The 25009-nt window shown below is 71.4% G+C and carries 22 protein-coding genes and 1 pseudogene; 10 read left to right on the top strand and 13 right to left on the bottom strand.

Going from position 1 to position 25009, the window contains the following annotated elements:
• Window positions 1–143 precede the first annotated feature (143 nt).
• Window positions 144–989, top strand: coding sequence for a CAP domain-containing protein (locus tag ACZ8ZB_RS28480; RefSeq protein WP_470740479.1), 846 nt, complete (start codon window positions 144–146; stop codon window positions 987–989).
• Window positions 990–1168: 179 nt separating this feature from the next.
• Here the strand turns inward: ACZ8ZB_RS28480 and ACZ8ZB_RS28475 are convergent, their stop codons facing one another.
• From ACZ8ZB_RS28475 to ACZ8ZB_RS28455, 5 genes are all read right to left on the bottom strand, one after another.
• A complete protein-coding gene (locus tag ACZ8ZB_RS28475; protein ID WP_470740478.1) occupies window positions 1169–2170 on the bottom strand; it encodes a TIGR03842 family LLM class F420-dependent oxidoreductase in 1002 nt (333 codons plus the stop codon).
• An 11-nt stretch (window positions 2171–2181) separates the two neighbouring features.
• A complete protein-coding gene (gene hydA, locus ACZ8ZB_RS28470; RefSeq protein WP_470740477.1) occupies window positions 2182–3585 on the bottom strand; it encodes a dihydropyrimidinase in 1404 nt (467 codons plus the stop codon).
• Between the two features lie 34 nt (window positions 3586–3619).
• The gene (locus ACZ8ZB_RS28465) at window positions 3620–4906 is read right to left on the bottom strand and encodes an aspartate aminotransferase family protein (protein WP_470740476.1); all 1287 of its coding nucleotides are present in this window, start codon (window positions 4904–4906) and stop codon (window positions 3620–3622) included.
• The gene (locus tag ACZ8ZB_RS28460; RefSeq protein WP_470740475.1) at window positions 4903–5745 is read right to left on the bottom strand and encodes a nitrilase-related carbon-nitrogen hydrolase; all 843 of its coding nucleotides are present in this window, start codon (window positions 5743–5745) and stop codon (window positions 4903–4905) included. The genes ACZ8ZB_RS28465 and ACZ8ZB_RS28460 overlap by 4 nt, the downstream gene beginning before the upstream one ends.
• 183 nt (window positions 5746–5928) lie before the next feature.
• Window positions 5929–6198, bottom strand: coding sequence for a helix-turn-helix domain-containing protein (locus ACZ8ZB_RS28455; RefSeq protein WP_470740474.1), 270 nt, complete (start codon window positions 6196–6198; stop codon window positions 5929–5931).
• A 33-nt stretch (window positions 6199–6231) separates the two neighbouring features.
• Between ACZ8ZB_RS28455 and map the strand changes: the two genes are divergently transcribed.
• The gene (gene map / locus ACZ8ZB_RS28450; protein ID WP_470740473.1) at window positions 6232–7002 is read left to right on the top strand and encodes a type I methionyl aminopeptidase; all 771 of its coding nucleotides are present in this window, start codon (window positions 6232–6234) and stop codon (window positions 7000–7002) included.
• A 269-nt stretch (window positions 7003–7271) separates the two neighbouring features.
• On the top strand, window positions 7272–9800 hold the full coding sequence (locus tag ACZ8ZB_RS28445; RefSeq protein ID WP_470740472.1) for an ATP-dependent Clp protease ATP-binding subunit: 2529 nt from the start codon (window positions 7272–7274) through the stop codon (window positions 9798–9800).
• A 40-nt stretch (window positions 9801–9840) separates the two neighbouring features.
• Here ACZ8ZB_RS28445 and ggt read toward each other — a convergent pair whose 3' ends face one another.
• Window positions 9841–11649: a gamma-glutamyltransferase gene (gene ggt, locus ACZ8ZB_RS28440; protein ID WP_470740471.1), complete on the bottom strand. Its 1809-nt coding sequence runs from the start codon at window positions 11647–11649 to the stop codon at window positions 9841–9843.
• A gap of 150 nt (window positions 11650–11799) precedes the next feature.
• Between ggt and ACZ8ZB_RS28435 the strand changes: the two genes are divergently transcribed.
• The gene (locus ACZ8ZB_RS28435; RefSeq protein ID WP_470740470.1) at window positions 11800–12555 is read left to right on the top strand and encodes a hypothetical protein; all 756 of its coding nucleotides are present in this window, start codon (window positions 11800–11802) and stop codon (window positions 12553–12555) included.
• Window positions 12556–13172: 617 nt separating this feature from the next.
• Here the strand turns inward: ACZ8ZB_RS28435 and ACZ8ZB_RS28430 are convergent.
• The 5 genes from ACZ8ZB_RS28430 to ACZ8ZB_RS28410 all read right to left on the bottom strand — a co-directional run bounded on the left by ACZ8ZB_RS28430 (window position 13173) and on the right by ACZ8ZB_RS28410 (window position 16942).
• Window positions 13173–13580, bottom strand: coding sequence for a DUF6278 family protein (locus tag ACZ8ZB_RS28430; RefSeq protein ID WP_470740469.1), 408 nt, complete (start codon window positions 13578–13580; stop codon window positions 13173–13175).
• Between the two features lie 75 nt (window positions 13581–13655).
• Window positions 13656–14435, bottom strand: coding sequence for an exodeoxyribonuclease III (locus ACZ8ZB_RS28425; protein ID WP_470740468.1), 780 nt, complete (start codon window positions 14433–14435; stop codon window positions 13656–13658).
• A gap of 52 nt (window positions 14436–14487) precedes the next feature.
• A complete protein-coding gene (locus ACZ8ZB_RS28420) occupies window positions 14488–15123 on the bottom strand; it encodes an MBL fold metallo-hydrolase (protein ID WP_470740467.1) in 636 nt (211 codons plus the stop codon).
• A gap of 54 nt (window positions 15124–15177) precedes the next feature.
• A complete protein-coding gene (gene pcaDC, locus ACZ8ZB_RS28415) occupies window positions 15178–16479 on the bottom strand; it encodes a bifunctional 3-oxoadipate enol-lactonase/4-carboxymuconolactone decarboxylase PcaDC (protein ID WP_470740466.1) in 1302 nt (433 codons plus the stop codon).
• A gap of 13 nt (window positions 16480–16492) precedes the next feature.
• The gene (locus ACZ8ZB_RS28410) at window positions 16493–16942 is read right to left on the bottom strand and encodes a transposase (RefSeq protein WP_470740465.1); all 450 of its coding nucleotides are present in this window, start codon (window positions 16940–16942) and stop codon (window positions 16493–16495) included.
• Here ACZ8ZB_RS28410 and ACZ8ZB_RS28405 point away from each other — a divergent pair, their 5' ends adjacent.
• Entirely contained in the window at window positions 16943–17845 is a 903-nt protein-coding gene (locus tag ACZ8ZB_RS28405; RefSeq protein WP_470740464.1) for a cyclase family protein, read from the top strand. It abuts the gene before it with no gap.
• A 24-nt stretch (window positions 17846–17869) separates the two neighbouring features.
• Here ACZ8ZB_RS28405 and ACZ8ZB_RS28400 read toward each other — a convergent pair.
• Window positions 17870–18156 (bottom strand): annotated as a pseudogene (locus ACZ8ZB_RS28400) (transposase); the annotation flags it as partial.
• Window positions 18157–18338: 182 nt separating this feature from the next.
• The gene (locus tag ACZ8ZB_RS28395) at window positions 18339–19367 is read right to left on the bottom strand and encodes a LacI family DNA-binding transcriptional regulator (protein ID WP_470740463.1); all 1029 of its coding nucleotides are present in this window, start codon (window positions 19365–19367) and stop codon (window positions 18339–18341) included.
• A gap of 194 nt (window positions 19368–19561) precedes the next feature.
• Here ACZ8ZB_RS28395 and ACZ8ZB_RS28390 point away from each other — a divergent pair, with 194 nt between their 5' ends.
• From ACZ8ZB_RS28390 to ACZ8ZB_RS28370, 5 genes are all read left to right on the top strand, one after another.
• Complete coding sequence (locus tag ACZ8ZB_RS28390; RefSeq protein ID WP_470740462.1) at window positions 19562–20572, top strand: extracellular solute-binding protein; 1011 nt, start codon at window positions 19562–19564, stop codon at window positions 20570–20572.
• Window positions 20573–20575: 3 nt separating this feature from the next.
• Window positions 20576–20863, top strand: coding sequence for a hypothetical protein (locus tag ACZ8ZB_RS28385; protein WP_470740461.1), 288 nt, complete (start codon window positions 20576–20578; stop codon window positions 20861–20863).
• 5 nt (window positions 20864–20868) lie between these two features.
• Window positions 20869–21786 (top strand): carbohydrate ABC transporter permease, encoded by a 918-nt coding sequence (locus ACZ8ZB_RS28380; protein WP_470740460.1) that lies wholly within the window; start codon window positions 20869–20871, stop codon window positions 21784–21786.
• A gap of 156 nt (window positions 21787–21942) precedes the next feature.
• The gene (locus ACZ8ZB_RS28375) at window positions 21943–22605 is read left to right on the top strand and encodes a carbohydrate ABC transporter permease (protein ID WP_470740459.1); all 663 of its coding nucleotides are present in this window, start codon (window positions 21943–21945) and stop codon (window positions 22603–22605) included.
• Window positions 22589–24607 carry a hypothetical protein gene (locus tag ACZ8ZB_RS28370; protein WP_470740458.1) on the top strand — a complete coding sequence of 673 codons (2019 nt, stop codon included), beginning with the start codon at window positions 22589–22591 and terminating at the stop codon, window positions 24605–24607. The genes ACZ8ZB_RS28375 and ACZ8ZB_RS28370 overlap by 17 nt, the downstream gene beginning before the upstream one ends.
• Window positions 24608–25009: the final 402 nt, after the last annotated feature.

Below are 25009 nucleotides of genomic sequence, written 5' to 3'. Positions count from 1 at the left end.
GCCGCGGGTGGGTCGGCACGCCCTCCCGTCCGCCGCAAGCCCCTCGTGGGCCTACGAAGCGCGGTAGTAAGAAGGCCCTTTGCGCCCGGTGCCGGGGCGTCCCGAGAATGACCAGCCTCCGGACAGCAGAGGTGAGGTCACGCATGGGAAAGCATCGTCATCAGAAGCAGTACCGGCGGACGGTCGTCGCGGCGCTCGCCATGGGGGTCATAGGCATACCCTCGGTCGCCATGGCCTGTACGGACTGGTCCGACGAGGGGCAGCGGCAGAGCCGGGACACGGCGGCCGGCGCCGGGGACAGGTGGGGCGGCCCCGACTGGTACAGCCGGTGGGACGGCCGGCAGCACGGCGAGTCCACGGCCCTCCCGTCGGACACGCCGACCGCCACCGCGAGCGCCTCGAAGTCCGGCACGCCGAAGGACAGCGGTGCGAAGCCGTCGCACGAGCCGAAGACGAAGACCCCCGAGGCAGCCACCTCCAAGCCCTCTTCCAAGCCCACGACCGCGGCCCCGAAGCCCACGACCACTACCGCGGCCCCGAAGCCCACGACCCCGGCTCCGAAGCCCACCACGACGGCTCCGAGCCCGGCCGCGACGGGCGGCGCCGGTGTCTCCGGTGCCGTCGCCAAGGTCGTGGAACTCGTCAACGCCGAACGGAGCAAGGCCGGTTGCTCTCCGGTGAAGACGAACTCCACCCTGGCCAAGGCCGCACAGGACCACAGCGAGGACATGGCCGCGAGCGGCACCATGTCGCACACCGGGTCGGACGGCTCCTCGCCCGGTGACCGCATCACCCGCGCCGGCTACGGCTGGAGCACCTACGGCGAGAACGTCGCCCACGGCTACTCCACCCCCGAGCAGGTGATGACCGGCTGGATGAACAGTCCCGGCCACAAGGAGAACATCCTGAACTGCGCGTTCAAGGAGATCGGCGTCGGTCTCGCCCAGCCCGGCTCCTACTGGACCCAGGACTTCGGCACGGCACGGTAGGAGCCGTACGCCCACGCGCGCCGCCCGCCCGGCCAGGAGGACGGCGACGGCCCGCGGGTTCGGCCGGAGGTGTGCCAGGAGCGTCCGCCGGATGTGTACGGGCCGGGCACGGGCCGGCCGGAGGGCGTGGGCGGGACGGTCGCGGTCATGGGCGCGCCCCTTCGGAAAGGGGATGCCGGTCAGCGGCCGAGCGCCGGGATGATCTCCGCTCCGTACGCGTCGATCGTCGTCTCCTGCGCGTCGTGCATGTCGTACACGGCGAACTGGTCCACGCCCAGTTCGCGCAGCGCCCGCAGCTTCTCGATGTGCGCCTCGACCGGACCGAGCAGGCAGAACCGGTCGACGACCTCGTCGGGGACGAAGTCCGTGGACGGGTTGCCGGCCCGCCCGTGGTGGCTGTAGTCGTAGCCGTGCCGTCCCTTGACGTACGAGGTCAGCGCCTCGGGGACCAGGCCGGAGTGCTCGCCGTAGCGGGCGACCAGGTCGGCGACGTGGTTGCCGACCATGCCGCCGAACCAGCGGCACTGCTCGCGGGCGTGCGCCAGGTCGTCGCCGACGTACGCCGGGGCGGCGACGCAGACGGTGACGGACGCCGGGTCGCGTCCCGCCTCCACGGCCGCGGCGCGTACGGCCTTCACCATCCACTCGGTCAGGTACGGGTCGGCGAGCTGGAGGATGAAGCCGTCGGCCTTCCGCCCGGCGAGGGCGAGCGCCCTGGGCCCGTACGCGGCCATCCAGACGGGCAGCTTCCCGTCGCTCACCCACGGGATCCGCAGCGGCTGCCCGTCGACCTCGGCCTCGCGTCCTTCGGCGAGGTCGCGGATCGCGTCGATCGCCTCACCGAGGCGGGCCAGGGTTCCCGGCCTGCGTCCGGCGACGCGCATCGCGGAGTCGCCGCGGCCGATGCCGCAGACGGTGCGGTTGCCGAACATGTCGTTGAGGGTGGCGAAGGTGGAGGCGGTGACCTCCCAGGTGCGGGTGCCCGGGTTGGTGACCATCGGGCCGACCTTCAGCGTGGTGGTGCCGGCCAGGATCTGGCTGTAGATCACGAAGGGCTCCTGCCACAGCACGGCGGAGTCGAAGGTCCAGCCGTGGGTGAAGCCGCTCCGCTCGGCGCGCTTCATCAGGCTGACTACCCTCGAGGCCGGCGGGTCGGTCTGCAGGACGAGTCCGAAGTCCATGCGCGGCTCTCCTAGGTGAGGTACTGACAGGTGGACCGCGGGGTGTAGACGCCGTGTCCGGCGCGCCCGGTGTACTCCCGGTCGGTGATGACGGGGACACCGCGCGAGAGGACGGTCTCGACGCGGCCGGTGACCCGCTTGCCCTCGTAGGCCGAGTAGTCGACGTTCATGTGGTGGGTGTCGGCGGAGACGACCTGCTCGGCGTGCGGGTCGTAGACGACGACGTCGGCGTCGGCGCCGGGCGCGATGGTGCCCTTCTTCGGGTACAGGCCGAACATCCGGGCCGGGGTGGCGCAGGCGATCTCGATCCAGCGGCGGCGGGAGACGTGCCCGTCGAGGACGGCCTGGTGGAGCAGGTCCATGCGGTTCTCCACGCCGGGGAGACCGTTGGGGATCCTGGAGAAGTCGCCCCGGCCGAGCTCCTTCTGGCCCGCGAAGCAGAAGGGGCAGTGGTCGGTGGAGACCACCTGGAGGTCGTTGGTGCGCAGGCCCCGCCACAGCGCGGCCTGGTGCTCCTTCGGCCTCAGCGGGGTGCTGCACACGTACTTGGCGCCCTCGAAGCCGGGCTCCGCGAGGTTGTCGGCGGACAGGAACAGGTACTGCGGGCAGGTCTCGCCGAAGACGTTCAGCCCTTCGTCGCGGGCCCGCGCCAGCTCGGCGACCGCCTCCGTCGCGGAGACGTGCACGACGTACAGCGGGGCGCCCGCGACCTGGGCGAGCCGGATGGCGCGGTGGGTGGCCTCGGCCTCCAGGAGGGCCTTGCGGACCTCCCCGTGGAAGCGCGGGTCGGTCTCGCCGCGGGCGAGGGCCTGTTCCACGAGCACGTCGATGGCGATGCCGTTCTCGGCGTGCATCATGATCAGCCCGCCGTTCCCGGCGGAGCGCTGCATGGCGCGCAGGATCTGGCCGTCGTCGGAGTAGAAGACCCCCGGATACGCCATGAACTGCTTGAACGAGGTGATCCCCTCCTCCACGAGGAGGTCCATCTCCTTCAGCGTCCCGGCGTTGACGTCCGAGACGATCATGTGGAAGCCGTAGTCGACGGCGCAGTTCCCCTCGGCCTTGGCGTGCCAGGCGTCCAGGCCCTGACGCAGGGTCTGGCCGACGCTCTGCACGGCGAAGTCGACGACGGTGGTCGTCCCGCCCCAGGCGGCGGCCCGGGTGCCGGTCTCGAAGGTGTCGGAGGCGGAGGTGCCGCCGAACGGCAGCTCCATGTGGGTGTGGGCGTCGACCCCGCCCGGGATGACGTACTTGCCGGTGGCGTCGACGGTCCGGTCGGCGGTGAAGGCGTCGGCGGCCGGGGTGCCGGAGGCGGCGAGGGCGGCGATGCGGCCGTCCTCGATCAGGACGTCGGCGTGGATCTCGTCGGAGGCGGTGATGACCAGGCCACCACGGATGACGGTACGGCTGCTCATGGTGCTCCCTCTCTACGAGCTCTGCGAGCCGGTGCTACGACGTGCTCCTCAGGGCGCGCTCGAGGATCGCGGCCCCCTCCTCGGCCTCCGCGACGTTGAGGGACAGCGGCGGGGCGATGCGCAGGGCGCTGGTGTCGTGGCCGCCGCCCTTGCCGATGAGCAGACCGCCCGCGCGGGCCGCCTCCAGGACGGCGGACGCGGCCGCCGGGTCGGCCTCGTCGGTGCCGGGCTTCGTCAGCTCGATGCCGATCATCAGCCCGCGTCCGCGCACCTCGCGTACGGCGGGGACCTGGGCGGCGGCGGCCCGCAGCCGCTCGATGAGCATGCCGCCGACCCGGCGGGCGTTGCCCTGGAGGTCGTGCTCCAGGAGGTAGGTGAGGTTGGCCAGGCCGGCCGCCATGGTGATCTGGGTGCCGCCGAACGTCGAGATGCTGTTGGCGTCCAGACAGTTCATGATCTCGGCGCGGGCCACCACCCCGCCGATGGACATGCCGTTGCCGATGCCCTTGGCGAAGGTCAGCATGTCGGGCGGTCCGCTGCGGCCGTGCGCCTGCCAGCCCCAGAAGTGCTCGCCGGTGCGGCCCCAGCCGGTCTGCACCTCGTCGGAGATCCACAGCACGCCCCGCTCGTGCAGCACCTCGCGGAAGGCCGCGTACAGTCCGTCGGGCGGCGAGGTGAAGCCGCCGACGCCCTGGATCGGCTCGGCGATCAGCGCGGCGGGCGGGCGGATGTGGCCGAGGACGTCCTTGAGGTCGTCGACGCAGGCCGCGACGTAATCGTAGTCGTCGAGCGCGGCGAACGGGCCCCGGGTGCGCACGCCGCCGTGGACGTAGTGCGTCTGGAGCGGGGAGAGCGAGGTCGGGGACCAGCCGCGGTTGCCGGTGACGCCGACCGCGCTGAAGGAGCGGCCGTGGTAGCTGTTGCGCATGGCCAGGACCGTGTTGCTGCGCCGGTGGGCGGTGGCGAGCAGCAGGGCGGTGTCGTTGGCCTCGGTGCCGGAGGTGGTGAAGAACACCCGGGCGTCCGGGATGCCGCTCAACCGGGCGATCCGCTCGGCGAGTTCCACCATCTGCCGGTTGAGGTAGAGGGTGGAGGAGTGGACGATCCGCCCGGCCTGCTCGCTCACCGCCTTGGTGACCTCGGGCAGGGCGTGGGCGGTCATGGTGGTGAGGATGCCGCCGAAGAAGTCCAGGTAGCGGTTGCCGTGGGAGTCCCAGACGTGGCGTCCCTCGCCGTGGGTGATCTCGATGGGCTCCTCGTAGTAGAGGGCGAGCCAGTCGGGGAGCACGGACCGGTGGCGGCCCAGCAGATCGTCGCTCACGGCCGCACCAGCCCCTCGTAGGCGTCGGGGCGGCGGTCGCGGTAGAAGGCCCACTGCCGGCGCACCTCCTCGATGAGGTCGAAGTCCAGGTCGCGGACCACGAGTTCCTCCTTGCTGTCGCTGGCGACGTCGCCGACGAACTGCCCGCGCGGGTCGACGAAGTACGAGGTGCCGTAGAAGTCGTTGTCGCCGTACTCCTCCTGGCCCACGCGGTTGATGGCGGCGACGAAGTACTCGTTCGCGACGGCCGCGGCCGGCTGCTCCAGCCGCCACAGGTGGGACGAGAGGCCGCGGTGCGTGGCGGACGGGTTGTAGACCAACTGGGCGCCGTTGATGCCGAGTTGCCGCCAGCCCTCCGGGAAGTGACGGTCGTAGCAGATGTAGACGCCGACCTTGCCGACGGCGGTGTCGAAGACCGGCCAGCCGAGGTTGCCGGGCCGGAAGTAGAACTTCTCCCAGAAACCCTCGACCTGCGGGATGTGGTGCTTGCGGTACTTGCCGAGGACGGTGCCGTCGGCGTCGATCACGGCGGCGGTGTTGTAGTAGAAGCCCGACTGCTCGACCTCGAACACCGGCACGACGATCACCATGCCGGTCTCGCGGGCCAGCTCCCGCATCCGGTGGACGGTCGGCCCGTCGGGCACGGGTTCGGCCCAGCGGTAGTGCTCGGGGTCCTGGACCTGGCAGAAGTAGGGGGCGTTGAACACCTCCTGGAACCCGATGACCTTCGCGCCCCGCCGGGCCGCCTCCCGGGCGTGCTCCTCGTGTTTCGCCAGCATGGACTCGGTGTCCCCGGTCCAGGTGGCCTGGACCAGAGCGGCACGTACGACGTTGGCCATGAGCTGCTCCTTCGACGCGACGTCAGAGCCTCTACGCCCGTAGAACCCGTAGAACCCGTAGAACCCGTAGAAACGGTCGCAGAGGGACGAACGTAAGCCTCTCGGGCGGCCTTGCCAAGACCATCGTCGCGAACCCGCCGGGCCGGTCGCTTTTCAGCACTCCGGTGGGTGAGCCCACCGGAGTCAGGCGGCGACCGGCGCCTCGGGCGTCGCCGGGGCGCAGCGCCCCACCAGGTCGTCCATCGACAGGCCGAGCGCGCCGGCCAGCGCGGCCACCGTGAAGAACGCGGGGGTCGGGGCGCGCCCCGTCTCGATCTTGCGGAGGGTCTCCGCGGAGATGCCGGCGTCCGCCGCGACGTCGGCCATGCTGCGGCCGCCGCGCGCCTCGCGCAGCAGCCTGCCGAGCCGCTCGCCGCGTTCGCGCTCTTCCGGGGTCAAGGGGGTGCGCACCATGACGCCCATTCTAATACCGGTATAGTAATTGGCATGATGGAACTGAAGACCGACACATCGATCGATGCCATGTACGAGGCGAGCCAGGTCGTCGCGAGCGCGCTGACGGCCGTACGGAACGCCGCCGACGTGGGCGTTTCCCTGCTGGAGCTGGACGAGGTGGCACGGGACGTGCTGCGGGCGGCGGGGGCGTCCTCGCCCTTCCTGGGCTACCGCCCCTCCTTCGCGCCGACCCCGTTCCCGGCCGTGATCTGCGCGTCCGTCAACGACGCGATCGTGCACGGCATCCCGGACGGCTACCGGCTCCGCGACGGGGACCTCGTCTCGATCGACTGCGGCGCCCTGCTGGGCGGCTGGGCCGGGGACTCGGCGATCAGCTTCGTCGTGGGCACCCCGCGTCCGGCCGACGTGACGCTGATCGGGACCGCCGAGCGGGCGCTCGCGGCGGGCATCGAGGCGGCCGTCGTCGGCAACCGCATCGGCGACATCGCGCACGCGATCGGCACGGTGTGCCGCGCCGGGGGGTACGGCATCATGGAGGACTTCGGCGGCCACGGCATCGGACGCCGCATGCACGAGGACCCGGGCGTACCGAACGAGGGCCGACCGGGGCGGGGCATGCCGCTGCGGCACGGCATGGTGTTCGCGATCGAGCCCATGCTGATCGCGGGCGGCACCGACACGTACCACACGGCGCCGGACGGCTGGACCCTGCGCACCAACGACGGCACCCGAGCGGCCCACGTGGAACACACGGTGGCGATCACGGAAGCGGGCCCCCGCATCCTGACAGCCCGCCACTGACCCCGGCCGCTCGTGCCTCCCCAGCGCCCAAGGGCCCGGGAGGCACCCCGCCACCGCGGACGATCGCACCGCAGGGCGGCACGGGTGGGCGCGACGGCACCCCGCAAGCGCCGGGCTGCGCAAACACCCCCCGGCCCGCGCCCGCGCCGCGCCCCGCACCACAAAGCTGGACATGCCCACCCGAACGGATCGTGTCATCGTGGGCATGAGCGAGCCCCGACCGGGTTACCCGGCCCCGGCACGTCGACCCAGCGAAGGAACGGATGACGATGACGAGTGGTTTCGTCGGCCCGGAGGGCGACCCCTTCGCGGAATTCCTCGCCCGCTTCTTCGGCGGGCCGCGCCCCCGCCAGATCGACATCGGCCGGCTCCTCAGCCAGCCCGCGCGGGAACTGGTGCGCGGCGCCGCCCAGTACGCCGCCGAGCACGGCAGCCGCGACCTGGACACCCAGCACCTGCTGCGCGCCGCCCTCTCCGCCGAACCGACCCGGAGCCTGCTCAGCCGGGCGGGCGCGAACCCCGACTCCCTGGCGTCCCAGATCGACGACCGTCAGGGCCCCGTCCAGCACAGTCCGGGCGAGGCCCCGCCGCCGACCTCCCTGTCCCTGACGCCCGCCGTCAAGCGGGCCCTGCTGGACGCCCACGAGATGGCCCGGGCGTCCGGCGCCGGCTACATCGGCCCGGAGCACGTGCTCACCGCCCTCGCCGCCAACCCCGACTCGGCCGCCGGTCACATCCTCAACGCGGCCCGGTTCTCCCCCTCCGGCCCGCCGGAGGCGCCGGAGGCCCCGCCCGCCCGCGCCGAGCGCCCCCGCCCCGCGACCGGCACGCCGACCCTCGACAAGTACGGCCGTGACCTCACCGAGTTCGCCCGCGAGGGCCGTGTCGACCCGGTGATCGGACGCGACGACGAGATCGAGCAGACCGTCGAGGTGCTCTCCCGGCGCGGCAAGAACAACCCGGTGCTGATCGGCGACGCGGGCGTCGGCAAGACCGCCGTCGTAGAGGGGCTGGCCCAGCGGATCGCCGAGGGGGACGTGCCCGACGTGCTCCTCGGACGGCGCGTGGTCGCCCTGGACCTGACGGCGGTCGTCGCCGGGACCCGCTACCGGGGCGACTTCGAGGAGCGGATGAACAACATCGTCGAGGAGATCCGCTCCCACTCCGACCGGCTGATCATCTTCATCGACGAACTGCACACCGTCGTCGGCGCCGGGGGCGGCGGCGAGGGCGGCTCGATGGACGCCGGCAACATCCTCAAGCCGGCCCTCGCCCGCGGCGAGCTGCACATCGTGGGCGCGACCACGCTGGAGGAGTACCGCCGGATCGAGAAGGACGCGGCGCTGGCCCGCCGCTTCCAGCCGATCATGGTGCCGGAGCCGACGCCCGCGGACGCGATCGAGATCCTGCGCGGCCTGCGGGACCGGTACGAGGCCCACCACCAGGTCCGCTACACCGACGAGGCGCTGGTGGCGGCCGTGGAGCTGTCCGACCGCTATCTGAGCGACCGCCGGCTGCCGGACAAAGCCATCGACCTGATCGACCAGGCCGGCGCGCGGGTGCGGCTGCGGGCCCGGACCAAGGGCACGGACGTACGGGCCCTGGAGCGCGAGGTCGAGCAGCTGACCTGCGACAAGGACCAGGCGGTCGCCGACGAGCAGTACGAGCGGGCCACGCAGCTGCGGGACCGCATCGTGGAGCTGAAGCAGCGGATCGCGGACACCGGCGGCGACGGCGAGGTCGACGAGGGGCAGAGCCTGTGGGTGGACGCCGAGGCGATCGCCGAGGTGGTGGCCCGGCAGACGGGCATCCCGGTCAGCCGTCTCACCGAGGAGGAGAAGGACCGGCTGCTGGGTCTGGAGCGGCACCTGCACCAGCGGGTCGTCGGCCAGGAGGAGGCGGTGCGCGTCGTGTCGGACGCGGTGCTGCGCTCCCGCGCGGGGCTCGCCAGCCCCGACCGGCCGATCGGCAGCTTCCTGTTCCTCGGGCCGACGGGCGTCGGCAAGACGGAGCTGGCGCGGGCGCTCGCCGAGGCGCTGTTCGGCAGCGAGGACCGGATGGTGCGGCTCGACATGAGCGAGTACCAGGAGCGGCACACGGTCAGCAGGCTGGTGGGCGCCCCGCCCGGCTACGTGGGGCACGAGGAGGCCGGGCAGCTCACCGAGGTGGTGCGCCGGCACCCGTACTCGCTGCTGCTGCTCGACGAGGTGGAGAAGGCGCATCCGGACGTCTTCAACATCCTGCTCCAGGTCCTCGACGACGGCCGGCTGACCGACTCGCAGGGCCGGACGGTGGACTTCGCCAACACCGTGATCGTGATGACCAGCAATCTCGGTTCCGAGGCGATCACCCGGCGCGGCGCGACCCTGGGGTTCGCGTCCGGCGACGCGGACGCGGACCAGGAGGCGCGGCGCGAGCAGATCCTGCGGCCGCTGCGGGAGCACTTCCGGCCCGAGTTCCTCAACCGGATCGACGAGATCGTGGTGTTCCGCCGGCTGACCCCCGAGGAGCTGCGGCGGATCACCGACCTGCTGCTGGAGAGCACCCGGCGCGGGCTCAAGGGGCAGAACATCTCGGTCGACTTCACCGACGCGGCCGTGGACTGGCTGGCCGAGCGCGGCTACCAGCCCGAGTACGGCGCCCGGCCGCTGCGCCGCACCATCCAGCGGGAGGTCGACAACCAGCTGTCGCGGCTGCTGCTGGACGGCCGGGTCCGGGAGGGCGGCCGGGTGACGGTGGACACGGAGGACGGACGTCTGGCGTTCCGCACGCAGGAGACACCGGCACCCGAGCTGTGAGCGGGAAGGGGCGCCCCGGGCGGGACGCCCCTCCGTGTGTCTAGCGCGCCGGGCGGACCACCATCGCCGAGCCGCCGCCCCTGCGGACCTTCTCGGCCGCCGCGAGCCATCGGCCGTCCGGCAGCCGCTGGACGGCCGTGGCCGCGCCGATCTCCGGGTTCTCCCTGAAGGAGTGCCCGATGGCCTCCAGACGCTGCCTGACCTCACTGTCGTACAGGCCGGGTTCGAGTTCGGTCTGTGCGGCGTTGCGCTGGCTGGCGCGCGGCGCGGCGATGGCGTCGGCCAGGGGCAGCCCGCGGTCGAGGAAGCCGGTGAGGGTCTGCAGCACGGTGGTGATGATGGTGGAGCCGCCGGGCGAGCCGAGCGCCACCACGGGCCGGTCGTACCGGTCGAGCACGATCGTCGGCGAGATGGACGAGCGGGGCCGCTTGCCGGGGCCGGGCAGGTTCGGGTCGTGGACGGCCGGGTTCGCGGGGGCGAAGGAGAAGTCCGTCAGCTCGTTGTTGAGCAGGAACCCGCGGCCGGGCACGGTGATGCCGCTGCCGCCGGTCTGCTCGATGGTGAGGGTGTAGGCGACGACGTTGCCCCACCGGTCGGCGGTGGTGAGGTGCGTGGTGTTCTCGCCCTCGTACGTCGTCGGGGCGGCCTCGCCGCCCGTCGCGCAGGGCTCGGGGTCCCGGGGGTCGCCGGGGGCGAGGGGGCTGGTGAGGACGGCGTCGTCCTTGATCAGGCAGGCGCGGGAGTCCGCGAACCGCTGGGAGAGCAGTTCCTCGGTGGGCACGTCCTCGAAGGCGGGGTCGCCGACCCAGCGCCCCCGGTCGGCGAACGCGATGCGGCTCGCCTCGATGAAGCGGTGCAGGTACTGCGCGTCGCTCGCCTCGGAGAGGTCGGTGCGCTCCAGGATGTTGAGCGCCTCGCCGACCGTGGTCCCGCCGGAGGAGGAGGGCGCGACGGAGTAGACGTCCAGGCCGCGGTAGGAGGTCTTCGTGGGCGCCTGGGACTTGACGCGGTAGGCGGCGAGGTCGCGTTCGGACAGCTCGCCGGGCCGGGCGTTCCAGCCGGAATCCGGGTCCACCGGCGGCTTGCCGACCGTCCTCACGATGTCCCGGCCGATGTCGCCCCGGTACAGGGCGTCGACGCCCTCGCGGCGCAACTCCTTGTAGGTGCGGGCCAGATCGGGGTTCTTGAAGGTGGAGCCGACGACCGGGAGTCCGCCGCCCGGGAGGAACAGCTCGGCCGTGTCGGGGAAGTGGCGGAAGCGGGTCTCGTTGGCGGCGGTCTGTGCGCGGAAGGTCTCGTCGACGGTGAAGCCTTCGCGGGCGAGGCGTTCGGCGGGCTTGAGGACGGTGCCAAGGCCGCGCTCGCCCCACTTGTCGAGCGCCCGCTGCCAGGTGGCGGGTGTGCCGGGGGTGCCGACCCCGAGTCCGCTGCTGACCGCTTCGGCGAACGGGACCGGCTCGCCGTTCTCCAGGAACAGTCCGGAGTCGGCGGTCAGCGGGGCCGTCTCGCGGCCGTCGAGGGTGTGCACGGTGCGCGAGCGGGCGTCGTAGTAGACGAAGTAGCCGCCCCCGCCGACGCCGGCCGAGTAGGGCTCGGTGACGCCGAGCGCGGCGGCCGTGGCGACGGCCGCGTCGACGGCGTTGCCGCCCTTCCTCAGAATCTCGATCCCGGCGGCGGAGGCGTCGGCGTCGACGCTGGAGACCGCGCCGCCGTGGCCGACGGCCACCGGGACCTTGGGCATGTGCCGGGAGGGCGCCTGGTGCTGGGTGGGCGGTGGGGCCGCCCCCACCGACAGGACGGCGGCACCGGCCGCCAGGACTGCGAGACTCCGTGCGACAGGACGACGCATCCGTACCTCCGGTGAACGGCTGTCCGCGCAGCCTAGTTCGTCACCGGGCTCCCGTCAGGAAGGCCGGGGGCGTGCCGCCCCGCCGTTCGGCGGCCCTCGTGGCCCGCTTCTCGAACACGGGTTTGCGCGGTCCCGCTAGCATGCGCGCCCATGACTGACGACGTGCGCAACATCGTTCTGGGCGTGGTGGCCGCCGGCCTCAGCGCCGCGCTGGGCTGGATCGCCCGTACCTGTCTGTGGAAGCGCAGGCTCCGGCGCAAGCAGGCGTTCTTCGGCCTGCCGGAGAACGCCGAGTCCCTGCTCGTCGTCAACCGCGATCCGGCGGCGGCGGAACCGGCGGTGCACCGCTTCGACGTGTTCGCGCTGCTGGAGCTCTCCGCGCTGATCAAGGACTGCGGGGCGCACGTCCAGATGGTCACCCAGGACGCCGTCCACCAGGGCTTCGGCGAGCGGACCGAGTTCTGCGTGGGCGGGCCGGGATCCAACAGACGGATGGTGGCCCACATGGCGGCCATGCTGCCGGGGGTGCGGGTCAACGTCGATCCGGAGCCGGGCCCGGACCGGGGCGCCTTCCAGATAGGCTCCGAGCGCTACCGCATGGACCCGGGCGTCACCGAGTACGTGCTGCTGGCGCGGCTGACCGTCGGCGAACGGCGCGAGACGCGGCCGGTGTTCCTGTTCTGCGGCCAGCGCGCGATCACCAACCAGGCCGCGACCCGCTACCTCGCCCGCAACCACGAGCGGCTGGCCCGCAAGTACGGCTCGCACTCGTTCGTCCTGCTGCTGAAGGTGATCAACTCACAGGCGTACGGCCCCGACGTGGTCGAACTGGTCGCGGATGTGACGAGGGCCGCGCAGACCGCGCTGCCGGCTGCCGCGCCGCGCACCGGTCACCGGGCGAACTGACCCCGCTCAGCACCACCCGTCCGGCGCGCAGCTGACCTTCTCCCCGTCGGCGGACGACCCGTCGAGGTCGCGTCCGCCGCGCGAGCAGTGATCTCCGGCTGCCGCCGGACGGGACTGGCCGATGTGATCCGCCGCCCCGTGGACGCGGGGCGGTGGGCCCCTCCCGATGACGGTGCCCCCGCTCCTGCCGCGAAGACCCCTCCCCCACCGGGATGAAGGAACCATCGTAGTCGAGGTCCGGACGGGCGGGTCCAGGGGCGTCACCGCGGTCGATGTCCGAGGGCGACGGGGAGGGGGCCGTCGGCGCGGTCGCCGCTGGGACCGCCGGGGATCCCGCCGGGCGCGCGGTCCCCCACGATCCGGCCGTGGTCCTCGGGACCGCGCCGGACCCGACGGGCCCCGGCCGGCCGATCGCCCCCTGCCGCGCCGGACTCCCCTGCCCCGGCGGGCCGATGACGGCGGCCGCCTCCCCTCGCCGCGACGAGCCCGATGCCCCGCGGGACACGGAGATCCCGGAGCGCTCGCCGACGTCACGCGGCTCGCTCGGCGGATCGGCGGGAGCGCCCGCCCCCCTGCTCGTCCTCAGCCGTACGCACACCGGGCCGCGGACGGGGGCCTCACGCCTCCGCGACCTCCGCGTACAGCTGGGACAGCTCGGGCACGCCGTCGGCCGCCCACTCGTGTCCGGCGTCCACGACGTCGAACTCCCGGCCGGAGGTGAGCCGTACGACCGGCTGGCCGTCGGCCCGGATCTCCCAGGCGGCTCCCGGCACGGTGCGCACGATGACGGTGCCGAGGTACAGCCCGGCGTCGTTGCCCAGCCAGGCCGAGGCCTCCTCGTCGTCCCGCCAGCGCGGCACCAGCTGGTCCAGCGCCTCCAACGAGGCCGGGGAGTCGTCGAGTCGGACCCCCGCCCGGTCGGCCTGGGAGCGGAGGAGTTCGCACTCGGCGAGGAGTTCCGCGATGCCCTCGGGATCGGGAACCCCCGTCTTCCGGCGCCGGTTGCCCAGGAAAGGGATGTCCATACCGCCAGCCTGTCATTCGTACCGTGTCGCACACCACAGGCGCGCGGGGTCGGAGGAGGGCCGGCCGGCGCCTCGCTACACGTCGAGGTCGACCACGACCGGCGCGTGGTCCGAGGCGCCCTTGCCCTTGCGCTCCTCACGGTCGACGTAGGAGTCCGTGACCGCCTTCGTGAAGGGCTCGTTGCCGTACACCAGGTCGATGCGCATGCCGCGGTTCTTGGGGAAGGCGAGCTGGCGGTAGTCCCAGTACGTGAAGGGGTGGTCGTACTTGAGGGGGCGCGGGACGACGTCGGAGAGGCCGGCCTCGCGCAGGGAGGCGAGGGCGGCGCGCTCGGCGGCGGTGACGTGGGTGGAGCCCTCGAAGACGGCCCGGTCGAAGACGTCGTCGTCGGTCGGGGCCACGTTGTAGTCGCCCAGGACCGCGAACGGCCGGCCGCCCGCCGCGTCGCCGGCCACGGCGGCCCTGAGCGCCTCGAACCACTGGAGCTTGTACGCGTAGTGGGGGTGGTCCACCTCGCGGCCGTTGGGCACGTACACCGACCAGACGCGGACCGGGCCGCAGGTCGCGGAGACGGCGCGGGGTTCGACGGAGCCGTCGTAGCCGGGGTCGCCCGGCAAGCCCTTGACGACGTCCTCGAGACCGACGCGGGAGAGCACCGCCACGCCGTTCCACCGGCCGGTGGCGTTCACCGCCGACTCGTAACCCAGCTCGCGCAGCTCCTCCACCGGGAACCTCTCCTCGGCGACCTTGGCCTCCTGGAGGCACAGCACGTCCGTGCCGCTGCTCTCCAGCCAGGCCAGGAGCCTCGGCAGGCGGGCGGTGATCGAGTTCACGTTCCAGGTCGCGATGCGCATGCTCCCCAACCTACCCGGCGCCTGTGACAACGCCCGCCCGCCGCCCGCGGGGTCACAGCTCGGCGGAGCCTCCCGGTGCGAGCCGCAGGTGCTCCGTGCCGCCGAGGGCGCCGATCTGGCGGTCGTAGATCGGGCGGGCGAGGTCGGTGAGGAGGGCGTCGTGGATGTCGTAGGCGCGCCGCGGCCTCACCTCGCGGACGTAGTCGATGACCTCGGAGATCTTGTTCCAGGGGGCCATGACCGGCAGCATCAGCGTCTCCACCGGCCGGTCGGGGACGGTGAGCGCGTCGCCGGGGTGGAAGAGCTTCCCGCCGTCGACGAGGTAGCCGACGTTGGTGACGCGCGGGATGTCAGGGTGGATCACCGCGTGGAGCTCGCCGTGGACCTGGACGTCGAAGCCCGCGGCGGTGAAGGCGTCGCCGTGGCCGACGGTGTGCACACGGCCCGGGAAGGCCGCCGAGAGCTGCTCCGCGACCGACTTCAGGGTCCAGACCGCGGCGGCCGGATTCGCCTCCAGGACGGCCCGCAGCCGGCCCTCGTCGAAGTGGTCGGGGTGCTCGTGCGTGACCAGGACGGCGTCCGCGCCCAGGGTCGCGTCCTCCTCGCTGAACATCCCGGGGTCGAGGACGAGGACGCGGCCGTCCTTCTCCAGGCGGACGCAGGCGTGCGACTTCTTCGTGAGCTTCACGATCCCATCCTGCCCCCGTGCCGCCCGCGGCCGCGCACAGCACCCCCGGAGGGCTCACTCCTGGGGCGTGGTCTCCTCGCGGATGACCTGCTGGGCCACCCGGAAGGCACTGTTCGCCGCCGGGACGCCGCAGTAGACGGCCGTCTGGAGCAGCACCTCCTTGATCTCGTCCGGGGTGAGCCCGTTGCGCAGGGCGGCCCGGGTGTGGAAGGCGAGCTCCTCCAGGTGGCCGCCGGCGACGAGGGCGGTGAGGGTGACGCAGCTGCGGGTGCGCCGGTCGAGTCCGGGCCGGTTCCAGACCTCGCCCCAGGCGTAGCGGGTGACGAGCTCCTGGAAGTCGCCCGAGAACGCGTCGGTCCCGGCCAGCACCCCGTCGACGTGCGCGTCGCCCAGCACTTCCCGGCGGGCCTTGAGCCCGGCGTCGTAGGGGTCCGGCCTGCCCTGCGGCTGCTGCGGTGCGGCGGGCGGCGGGGCGATCTCGGCGACGGGGGCCTGCTGCGGCGGGACGACGGCCGGCGCCGGCCGCACCGCCGCCGCGGGCATGGCGACGTGGCCGGTGGCGGTGTCGAAGCCGGGCTGCCAGGCGGTGGAGAAGTGCCGCACCAGCAGATCGGTGACGGCGGCCGGCTGCTCCACCGGCACCAGGTGGGAGGCGCCGGGGACGACGGCGAGCCGGGCGTCCGGGATCCCGGCGACCAGCGTACGGGCCTCGGCGGGGCCGGTGACCTGGTCCTCGGAGCCGACCAGCACCAGGGTCGGCACGCCGACGCTGCCGAGCCCGGCCCGCGCGTCGAACGAGGCGAGGGCCTCGCAGGCGGCGATGTAGCAGCCGGGGTCGGTGGTGCGCACCATCTGCACGGCCCACTCGGTGATCGCGGGCTGGGCGGCGGCGAACCCGCCGGTGAACCAGCGCTCCGGCGCGGAGCGGGCGATGGGGTCGAGGCCGTTGGTCCGCACGATCACCCCGCGCCGGCGGAACTCGTCCGCCGTGCCGAAGCGGGGCGAGGCGGCGATCAGCGCGAGGGAGGCGAGGCGCTCGGGGTGGCGCAGGGCCAGCTCGATCCCCACGGCGCCGCCGAGCGCGCAGCCCGCGTAGCCGAAGCGCTGCACGCCCAGCCCTTCGAGAGTGGCGAGCAGCCGCGTGGTGAGATCGGCGACCGAGCCCGCGGGATGTGCGGGGGCGCCCCCGTGTCCCGGCAGATCGAACCGGAACACACGCCACTGCTTCGTCAGCTCGGGGACCTGCCGGTCCCACATGTGCCATGTGGTACCCAGTGAGGGACCCAGGATCAGAACCGGAGCGTCTTCTGGCCCGTCGAAGCGGTATTGCAGGGTGTTGGGTGGTGTCTCGCTCACGCCCCAGACCCTCTCACGTCTCACGGACGCCCCTATAACGCAGGGGTGCGGGGAACCGCTTGAGGCATCGGATGATCTCACGGCGGATCTTGCCCTCCTGGGTGCGGCGTTCGTAGTACGCCTGGGCACGCGGGTCATGGCGCAGCCGGGTGAAGACGATGCGATGCGGGGCGGCGTTCGCCTGGCGGTCGCCGCCGTAGTTGAGCCGATGTGTGCACCGCCGCCCCGAGGAGTACTCGATGGGGCTGACTCCGCAAAGGGCAGCAAAGGACTCCTCGCTGTTCAGCCGCTCGGGGTTGTCTCCCATGGCGATCAGGAGAGTGACGGCGCTGTCCGGGCCGATGCCCACCGGTTCGAGCAGTTGGGGGACGTGGTGTTCGACGAGCCGGGTCAGGCGTTGGTTGAGCTCATTGATCTGCCCGGTGAGCTGTTCGATGCGCTCGGCGGGCATGCGCAACGTCATGTGGGTGGCCTGGGCCACCGCGTCCTCGTCTCCCCCACGACCGGGTGGGCCGAGGCGCGCGCAGGTGCGGAACAGCTCGGCATTGCCCAGGCTCGACAACCGTTCCCGCAGGGCGGGGTCGGCGCCGACCAGGACGGCCTTGAGCTGGTTGGTCGCCTGGGTGCGGGCCTTGACCGCGGCCAGGCCCGCGACGACGTCCTGGACGACTTCCACCTCCAGGCGAGCACCCAGATCGACGAACTGCGCCACCGTCGCGCCTCCGGACACGGCTTCTACAACGGTGTCCCCGACGAGGACATCACCCCGCGCAGCCCACGCCTGGGCGTCCAGCTGTGGGCCGAGACTCCGCTGGCCGGGCGAGGACTGTTCATCGACATCGACGGCCTGCTGCGCGACCGCGGCACCCCGCTCGACCACGCCTGCGGCCCCGCCCTCACGCCGGACCTGCTCGACGCGGCACTGGACGCACAGGGTTCCCGTGTCGAAGACGGCGACCTCGTCCTCGTCCACACAGGCTGGGCCCAGTGGTACCTCACCACCGATCCCGACACCCGCGCCGAAACGAGACAGTCGCGGCGCGCCACCGGTTTCGCCCAGTCCCGCGACTTCGCCGCCTGGTGCTGGGACCACCGCATCGCCCTGATGGCCACCGACGCCTTCGCCGTGGAGGTCCTGCCCGTCCTGCCGGGCAGCGACTTCCTGCACAGCGCTCCCGAGGACGACGGCATGATGCACCAAGAACTGATCGCCAAACTCGGGCTCCCCCTGGGCGAGTTGTGGAACCTGACAGCCCTGGCCGCCGACTGCCGGGCCATCGGCCGCTGGGACAGTCTCCTGACGGTCAAACCACTGCACCTCACGGGCGGAGTCGGCTCACCCGCCAACGCCACGGCACTGCGGTAGCAGAGGACGAGACCTCCTTGACCGACTTCCGGCCCGTAGCTTCGGGATGGGAGTTCCAGGTCGCCGGCCTGCTGGTCACTGTCTTCTCGCGGTGCCCGTTGCGCCAGGTGGCGGGAATGTCGGTGTGTTCGCCCAACTCGGCGCGCCGATCTTTACGGTGGCCTCGGCCTCGATCAGCTCCTGCAGCAGCGGTCGGCGCCGTCGCGGACGAGTTCCAGACCATCGGCCGAACGTGGTGACTCAAGCAGGCGAAGCAGTTCGGGCTGGGACAAGGCCGTCGCGCACCCTCTGGGGTCGAACTGCCCGTTCACTCCGGCCAGTTGTACGGCGGCCCGTCAGTTGAGCAGGGGGCGGACACCGGCAGACGGCGCACCCTAGGGAGCAGAACCCGCGCACTCAACCGTGGATATCCCCTATGCCACGCCGCGGGAAGCCATCGCATGGGATGCGGCGCGGGCAGAGTTGGTTCGAACGGACGAAAGCTCCGGTGTGGTCAGCCTCCTTCACCCTTGCTCCTCGCAGCGGCGACCGCCGGCAGTCGCTGGGACGAGTCACGTGCGATGAGTTCGCACGGGACTGTCACGCGGCCTCGGTCTCGTTCCGTACGGCTGCCGAACAGTTGGTGAGCGGCTCTCCTGCCCAGTTCCTCGAGCCGCATGTCGACGCTACTGAGGGGAGGGCGGGAGCCCAGGGTGAATGCGTCCCAGTCGTCGAATCCGACGATGCCGAGGTCGTCGGGGACCCTGCGGCCCATGTCTCGGGCCGCGTCGACGGCTCCGCGTGCGAGCTGGTCGTTGCCGCAGAAGATCGCGTCGATGGACGGGTCCTCGGTGAGCAGCATGATCGTCGCGGACATGCCCCACTGTTCGCTCCACTCGCCGACGTAGGGGCGAGAACCCGCGAGTGTCAGACCGTGCTCGGCGAGTGTCTCCTTGACGCTTTCGAGGCGAACCCGTGTGGCGTGGAAGGTGCTCGGTCCGGTGATGTGGGCGATGCGGCGACAGCCCTGCTGGACCAGATGCTCGATCGCCTGCCGTGCGCCGTCGGCCTCGTCGGGAACCACCGAGCAGTCACGCGGATCGGAGGAAGGAGCGTAGGCGTACACGATCGGCATGCGGGCGGCATGGGAGACCGGCGGGCGCGCGTCAGTGTGCTGCCCCAGCATGATCACGCCGTCGGCCTGGTGCTTGACCAACGCGTCCAGATTGCGGCGTTCCAGTTCGGGATCGCCGTGGGAGTCGTACAGCAGGACTGCCATCTGCTCGGACCCGAACGCGTGGGACGCGCCCATGAGGACGGGCAGGGTGAACCTTCCGACGCCGTCGGCGGCGACGATGCCGACGGTTCGGCTCCTGCCGGTGCGCAGGTTCTGCGCGAAGGCATTGGGCGCGTAGTCGAGGTCGCGGGCGGCCGCGAGCACTCGCCGGCGGGTGGCTTCGCTGACCTGAGCCCGTCCGTTGAGCGCCTTGGATGCGGTCGAAGGGGACACCTGCGCACGCCGCGCCACGTCGGAAATGGTCACCGGGTGCTCCATGAAGCCTCCTGTCCGGGTGGGCAATGTCACCCAAGGTACTTGACATGACAAGCGGCCCTGCTGGCTAATAGCGGGCAGACAACGATTTCGGTCAGCCGCTTACAGGCGCCACGTAATGCCACTTTACCTGCGTGGATAGCGTCGAAATCGTTGTTGGAGCCGACTGCTGCATGGAGGCAGATGTGCGCAATGACAGGAACAGGTGGTGCGCCGTCGCCGCCGCGGCCCTCGCGGCACTGCTGGCGGGATGCCAGGCCGCTCCCCAGGCGAGCCAGGAGACCGCGGCGGGGGATGTGTCGGCCGTGGACGACGGCGCCGACCTGACGCTCTGGACCCGGCTGGCCGCCGACTCCTCACTCGGGCAACTGGTGAATCGTTACAACGCCACGCACCGCAACCAGGTGAAGCTGACGTCCGTCCCAGGCGACTCGTATCTGCAGAAAGTGGGTATCGCCGCCGGCAGCAAGGCTCTGCCCGACCTGCTGGCCACCGACGTCACCCACGCGTCCGGCCTCGCCTCGAAGAACGTGCTGCTCGACCTCACCAGACGGGTCAACTCACTGCCGTACAAGGACAAGCCGGCGTCCGGCCCCCTCACGGCCTCGACCGTCGACCGGAAGTTCTACGCCGTACCCACCGTGGTGGACGTGTCGGCGCTGTTCTACAACAAGGTCCTCTACGAGAAGGCCGGCCTCGATCCCGACCGGCCGCCCACCACTCTCGCCGAAGAAGTTCAGCAGGCCACGGAGATTCACGCCCTCGGCGAGGGCATCGCCGGCTCCTACTTCGCGGGCAACTGCCCGGGCTGCAACATGTTCGCCGGCTGGCCCTCGATATGGGCCGACGGCGAGGAACCGCTGAGCGGGGACGGCACCACCGCACAGCTGGAATCCGCCTCCAGCCGCGCTTGGATGGACGCCTGGCAGCGGATGTACGCCGACGGAGTCGTGCCGAAGAAGGCGCGCGAGGAGACCGGGGCGACCTGGACCGTGGGGTTCCAGGACGGCACTGTCGGCCTGCAGCGGTTCGGCGCCCTCGGCTATGCCACTCTCAAGCAGAACGACAAACTCCGTATCGGGGTGACCGCCATCCCCGGAGCGGAGGGCGAGCAGTCCTCCTTCGTCGGCGGTGACGTCCTGGGAATCTCCGCCACGTCCGCCAAAGCGCGTCAGGCATGGGACTTCGTGAAGTAGGCCATGTCGCAGAAGGCGCAGGTCGACGTCGTGGCCAAGAGCGGCGCGCTCCCGGTGCGCACCGATCTGGCGGACAACCGCTACTCGGCGACCGACCCCAACATCGTGGCGCTGAACAAGCTGGTCGCCACCGGTCACACCCCGTCCTCGCCGGCGTTCGGCCAGGTCTTCACCGACGCCAACGGGCCATGGCACAAGCTGTTCCGCGACGCCGTCTTCTCCGGTGCGGACGCCGCGGCGCTGGCCGAGGACAACTCAGCGATCACGGCCGCTCTGCAGATCGGCGGCTGACCGACATGGCCACTGCCCTTCCGCTGCGCCCGAAGGTGTCCGCGCACACCCGCAACCGGTCCCGGGCCGGCATGCTCTTCGCCCTGCCCACCACCCTCGTCGTCGGCGTCTTCTTCGTCGTTCCGCTCGGCCTGCTGGTGTGGATGTCCTTCAACGACTGGCCACTCATCGGCGCCTCCCGCCCCAACGGTCTGACGGACTACGAGGCGGTCACGGATCCGCTGTTCACCCGGGCCATCACGTTCACCATCGTGTGGACGGTTCTGTCCACCGCGGTGCTGCTGGTCGTCTCGCTCGCACTCGCCCTGCTCGTGCAGGAGGCACGGCGCGGCGTGGGTGTCTTCCGCACCTTGTTCCTGCTGCCCGTCGCGGTCGGCATGGCGGCCGCGACGCTGATGTTCTACTCGTTCTTCATGGATCCGGGCAGCCCGCTCAACGGGGCACTCACGGTCCTGGGAATCGGCCCCGTCGACTGGATCGGCTCCCGCGACCACGTCATCGCCTCCACGCTTCTGCTGGTCACCTGGCGCTTCGCCGGCTTCTACATGCTGATCCTGCTCACCGGCCGCCTGCAGGCCATCCCCGCGCCGCTGTACGAGGCGGCACGTGTGGACGGTGCGGGCGCGTGGACGACCTTCAAGTCGGTCACGCTGCCGCTGCTGCGGCCCTCGCTCTCGCTGGCCCTGTTGCTCTCGGCCACCGGCGGCCTGCTGTCCTTCGAGCAGTTCTTCATCATGACGGCCGGCGGCCCCGACAACTCCACCGTCACCCTCGTGCTCGCCGTCTACCGGCAGGCGTTCACGCTGTTCGACCTGGGACGTGCCGCCGCGATGTCCGTGGTCCTGCTGATCGTCCTGCTCGGACTGAACACGGGCCAGTTCGTCCTGATGCGCCGCGGCGCGGAAGACCAGAGGCACCCGTAGTGACCCACCCCGTGACCAAGAAGCCAACCGCACGCACAGCCGCGTACTACAACCCTGACCACCGCTCTGGCCGCCCTGTTCGCCCTCCCCCTGCTCTTCCTGCTGGGCCAGTCCTTCCACGGAGCGGACGGCTTCGGACTCATCAACTACCGCGAGGTGATCGACTACGGCGAAGGGCTGGGGACGTACGTCGGGAACACCTTCCAGCTCGCCGCCCTGACCGTGGCGTTCACCGTCGTCATCAGCACCACGGGCGGTTACGCCTTCGCCCGGCTGCCCCTCCGCGGACGGCACATCCTCTTCGGCGTCACTCTGGCGATCCTGATGGTGCCCTACGCCTCGCTCCTCCTGCCCCTGTCCATCCTGCTGGGCTGGCTGGGACTGCAGAACACCATCGTCGGCGTCGCGCTCGTGATGACCACCCTCCAGCTCCCCTTCAGTCTCTTCATGATGCGCAACTCCTTCTCCGCCCTGCCGCGTGAGATGGAAGAGGCCGCCATGGTCGACGGCTGCGGCTGGACCGGCACCTTCTTCCGCATGCTGCTGCCCGGAGTCCTGCCCGGCATCGTCACGGTCACGCTCTACGCGTTCCTCGCCGGCTGGAACGAGTTCATCGGGCCGCTGATCTTCCTGTCCGACGGCGACAAGGCAACGCTGCCGGTCGCCCTGGTCTCCCAGCGTCCCGGCACCCTCGGGCACATCGACTTCGGCTCCCTCCAGGCAGGCGTCATCATCGCCGCCGTCCCCTGTGCCCTGCTGTTCCTCCTGCTCCAGCGCTACTACGTGAAGGGATTCTCCTCCGGTGCCCTCAAGGGATGACCACACCACCTGGACGTTCGGCCCAGGCAGCGTCCACCTGTGCTCCGGCGCACCACGGCAGTTCACCGACCCCGACCAGCCGGACCGCCGCTTCCTGCTGGACGCGCGCACCCCCTGGCACTCCACCGAGCACACCTGGGGGTCGGGGCACCTGGTGACGGACGCCGGCGCCGGTCGCTGGAACGCCCCCGAGAGCATCGACGCGAAACCGGACCGCGTCCGGGTCAGGCACGCCCCGATCACCGGCATCACCGTGGAGACGACCCGCTGGATCCAGGGCGACGACTACCTGGAGCGGTACACCTTCACCAACACCGGCGGGGCCACGCGAAGCATCCGTGCCCTGGGCATCCAGACACCCTTCGCCGACCTCTACGAGAACGCCGCAGCCGCCCTGCGCACCGCCGTGCACGCCCACGTCTTCACCGGCGGCAGCCGGTCCTGGGTCCTGGCCCAGCCGATCTCCGGGACCGGCCGCTGCCTCGGCCTCGTGGTCCGCACCGGCCGACTCGCCGGCTACTCCATCGAGAGTCGCAACGCCAACACACTGTCGAACGCCCGCGGCCACCTCGTCCTCAACGTGACCGATCACGCCGCCCACCCGTCCGCCTTCGGCGGACAGCCCGTCATCGAGCTGGCCCACGGCCAGACCTACACCATCGAATGGGTCCTGACCTGGTACGCCTCTCCTGACGACTTCGAGCGGCACAATCCCGGTCCTGTCGACGTCACTTCACTGGCCACCGAGGTCGGCCACGAACTGACCATCCCGGCCACGGACGTCACCCCCCTGTCCGAGCACGTCGACGTCCGCCGCGACGGCGAGGCCACCGTCCTCACCTCCACCGACCACGGCCCCGTCACCGTACGCGTCGGTGACGCCTTCACCGAGGTCCTCTTCCACCTGTCGCCGCCCGAACTCGTACGGCGACGCGTCACCTACATCGTGACCCGCCAGCGCTCACCCGAACGGCCCGGCCTGCTGCGCCACGCGTTCGTACCCGTGGACACCACTACCGGCCTGTCCGTCCTGACCAACGGATGGTCCGACTGGAGCGACGGCTCGGAACGGATCGCCATGCCGCTCCTGGTGCTGCTGGCCAGACAACAGGGCTGGATCGATCCGCAGATCGCCGACCCCCTGGTGGAGGGATGGGCCGAGTTCGCCCTCGGCCACCTGCTCGACGACACCCTGGCCCCCCGCCGCGGCTCCCAGGACCAGCACACCGGGATCCGGCTCTACGACGCTCCGTGGCTGGCCTCCTTCTTCCTCGAGCACCACCGAGTCCACCGTCACCCCGAGCAACTGGAAACGGCCGCGCGCATTCTCGAACGGGCCTACGAGCTGGGCGCCGGACGCCACCTGGCGATCGGTCTGTCCGAGACCGTCGCCGAAGCCGCCGACGCGCTGGACACCGCTGGGCAGGAAGAACGGGCGGCGCGACTGCGCGAGGAGATCGTGCGCTCCGCGCGGCACTTCATCAACCTGGGCGAGCAGCTCCCCGAGCACGAAGTCGCCTACGAACACGCCATCGTCGCTCCGTTGCTGAACCTGCTCATCGACGCGTGGCGGATCAGCGCCGACCCCGTCCTGGAGAAGGAGATCGCCGAACGGCTGCCCTGGCTGCTCGCCTTCAGCGGACGCCAGCCGCACGTTCGGCTGAACGGGGTCAGTATCCGGCACTGGGACGGCTACTGGTTCGGCCAGGACCGGCTCTTCGGCGATGTCTTCCCGCACTACTGGAGCGTGCTGACCGCGACCGTCCTGTACCGGCTCCCCCCGCGTCTGCGTACCCCGCACACCGAGCACGTGGCCCGCTCGTCCCTGCTGGCCAACCTCATCAACTACCGCTCCGACGGCTCCGCCACCTGCGCCTTCGTCATGCCCAGCACGGTCGACGGGCGGCAGGCACACAGAGCCGACCCACTCGCCAACGACCAGGACTGGCACCTGGTCACCTGGCTCAGACTCGCCCGCAGTGAGAACGTCCCTCTCTCCTGACGCCATGGGTCACTCGTCATTTCCCCAACGGAAGGTGGTTGTGTCTCCCACAGGCCCGTGGGCCCTCCCCCGGACGCTGATGCTGGTCGCGGGGCCCGTGCTCGGTCCTTCCCCGACAGCCGAGGGCCTTGCCGAAACCGCCGGCCGGATCGTCATCCATAGCGACTCCAGGGCACCTCGAAGGACGACACACGGTTCGGCGATGTCCGTGATGTACGGCGCGGCCGGCGCACGAGGCGAAGCACCTGCGGGCTTCCCCCACGTGCGCCGTGCCCTGAAGGAACTGGCCGCACCCGGATGGTAGGCGTCACCGAGGCCCAAGCCCGCATCGGCGCCCTCCTGACCGTCACGTCGACCCTCCGCGACAGCGAACGGCCTCACGTCACTGAGCCACTCGGCTCG

The organism is Streptomyces sp. 12E (assembly GCF_055633275.1).
The sequence above is the reverse complement of the archived record's forward strand: the minus strand, read 5'-3'. Positions and strand labels throughout refer to the sequence as shown.

Coding starts and splice junctions, on each gene's coding strand:
- ACZ8ZB_RS28455 (WP_470740474.1), bottom strand. CDS start 6,198: ATGGTGCGCACCCCCTTGACCCCGGAAGAGCGCGAACGCGGCGAGCGG.
- hydA (WP_470740477.1), bottom strand. CDS start 3,585: ATGAGCAGCCGTACCGTCATCCGTGGTGGCCTGGTCATCACCGCCTCC.
- map (WP_470740473.1), top strand. CDS start 6,232: ATGATGGAACTGAAGACCGACACATCGATCGATGCCATGTACGAGGCG.
- ACZ8ZB_RS28445 (WP_470740472.1), top strand. CDS start 7,272: ATGACGAGTGGTTTCGTCGGCCCGGAGGGCGACCCCTTCGCGGAATTC.
- ACZ8ZB_RS28435 (WP_470740470.1), top strand. CDS start 11,800: ATGACTGACGACGTGCGCAACATCGTTCTGGGCGTGGTGGCCGCCGGC.
- ACZ8ZB_RS28425 (WP_470740468.1), bottom strand. CDS start 14,435: ATGCGCATCGCGACCTGGAACGTGAACTCGATCACCGCCCGCCTGCCG.
- ggt (WP_470740471.1), bottom strand. CDS start 11,649: ATGCGTCGTCCTGTCGCACGGAGTCTCGCAGTCCTGGCGGCCGGTGCC.
- ACZ8ZB_RS28385 (WP_470740461.1), top strand. CDS start 20,576: ATGTCGCAGAAGGCGCAGGTCGACGTCGTGGCCAAGAGCGGCGCGCTC.
- ACZ8ZB_RS28380 (WP_470740460.1), top strand. CDS start 20,869: ATGGCCACTGCCCTTCCGCTGCGCCCGAAGGTGTCCGCGCACACCCGC.
- ACZ8ZB_RS28410 (WP_470740465.1), bottom strand. CDS start 16,942: ATGACGTTGCGCATGCCCGCCGAGCGCATCGAACAGCTCACCGGGCAG.
- ACZ8ZB_RS28480 (WP_470740479.1), top strand. CDS start 144: ATGGGAAAGCATCGTCATCAGAAGCAGTACCGGCGGACGGTCGTCGCG.
- ACZ8ZB_RS28460 (WP_470740475.1), bottom strand. CDS start 5,745: ATGGCCAACGTCGTACGTGCCGCTCTGGTCCAGGCCACCTGGACCGGG.
- ACZ8ZB_RS28475 (WP_470740478.1), bottom strand. CDS start 2,170: ATGGACTTCGGACTCGTCCTGCAGACCGACCCGCCGGCCTCGAGGGTA.
- ACZ8ZB_RS28430 (WP_470740469.1), bottom strand. CDS start 13,580: ATGGACATCCCTTTCCTGGGCAACCGGCGCCGGAAGACGGGGGTTCCC.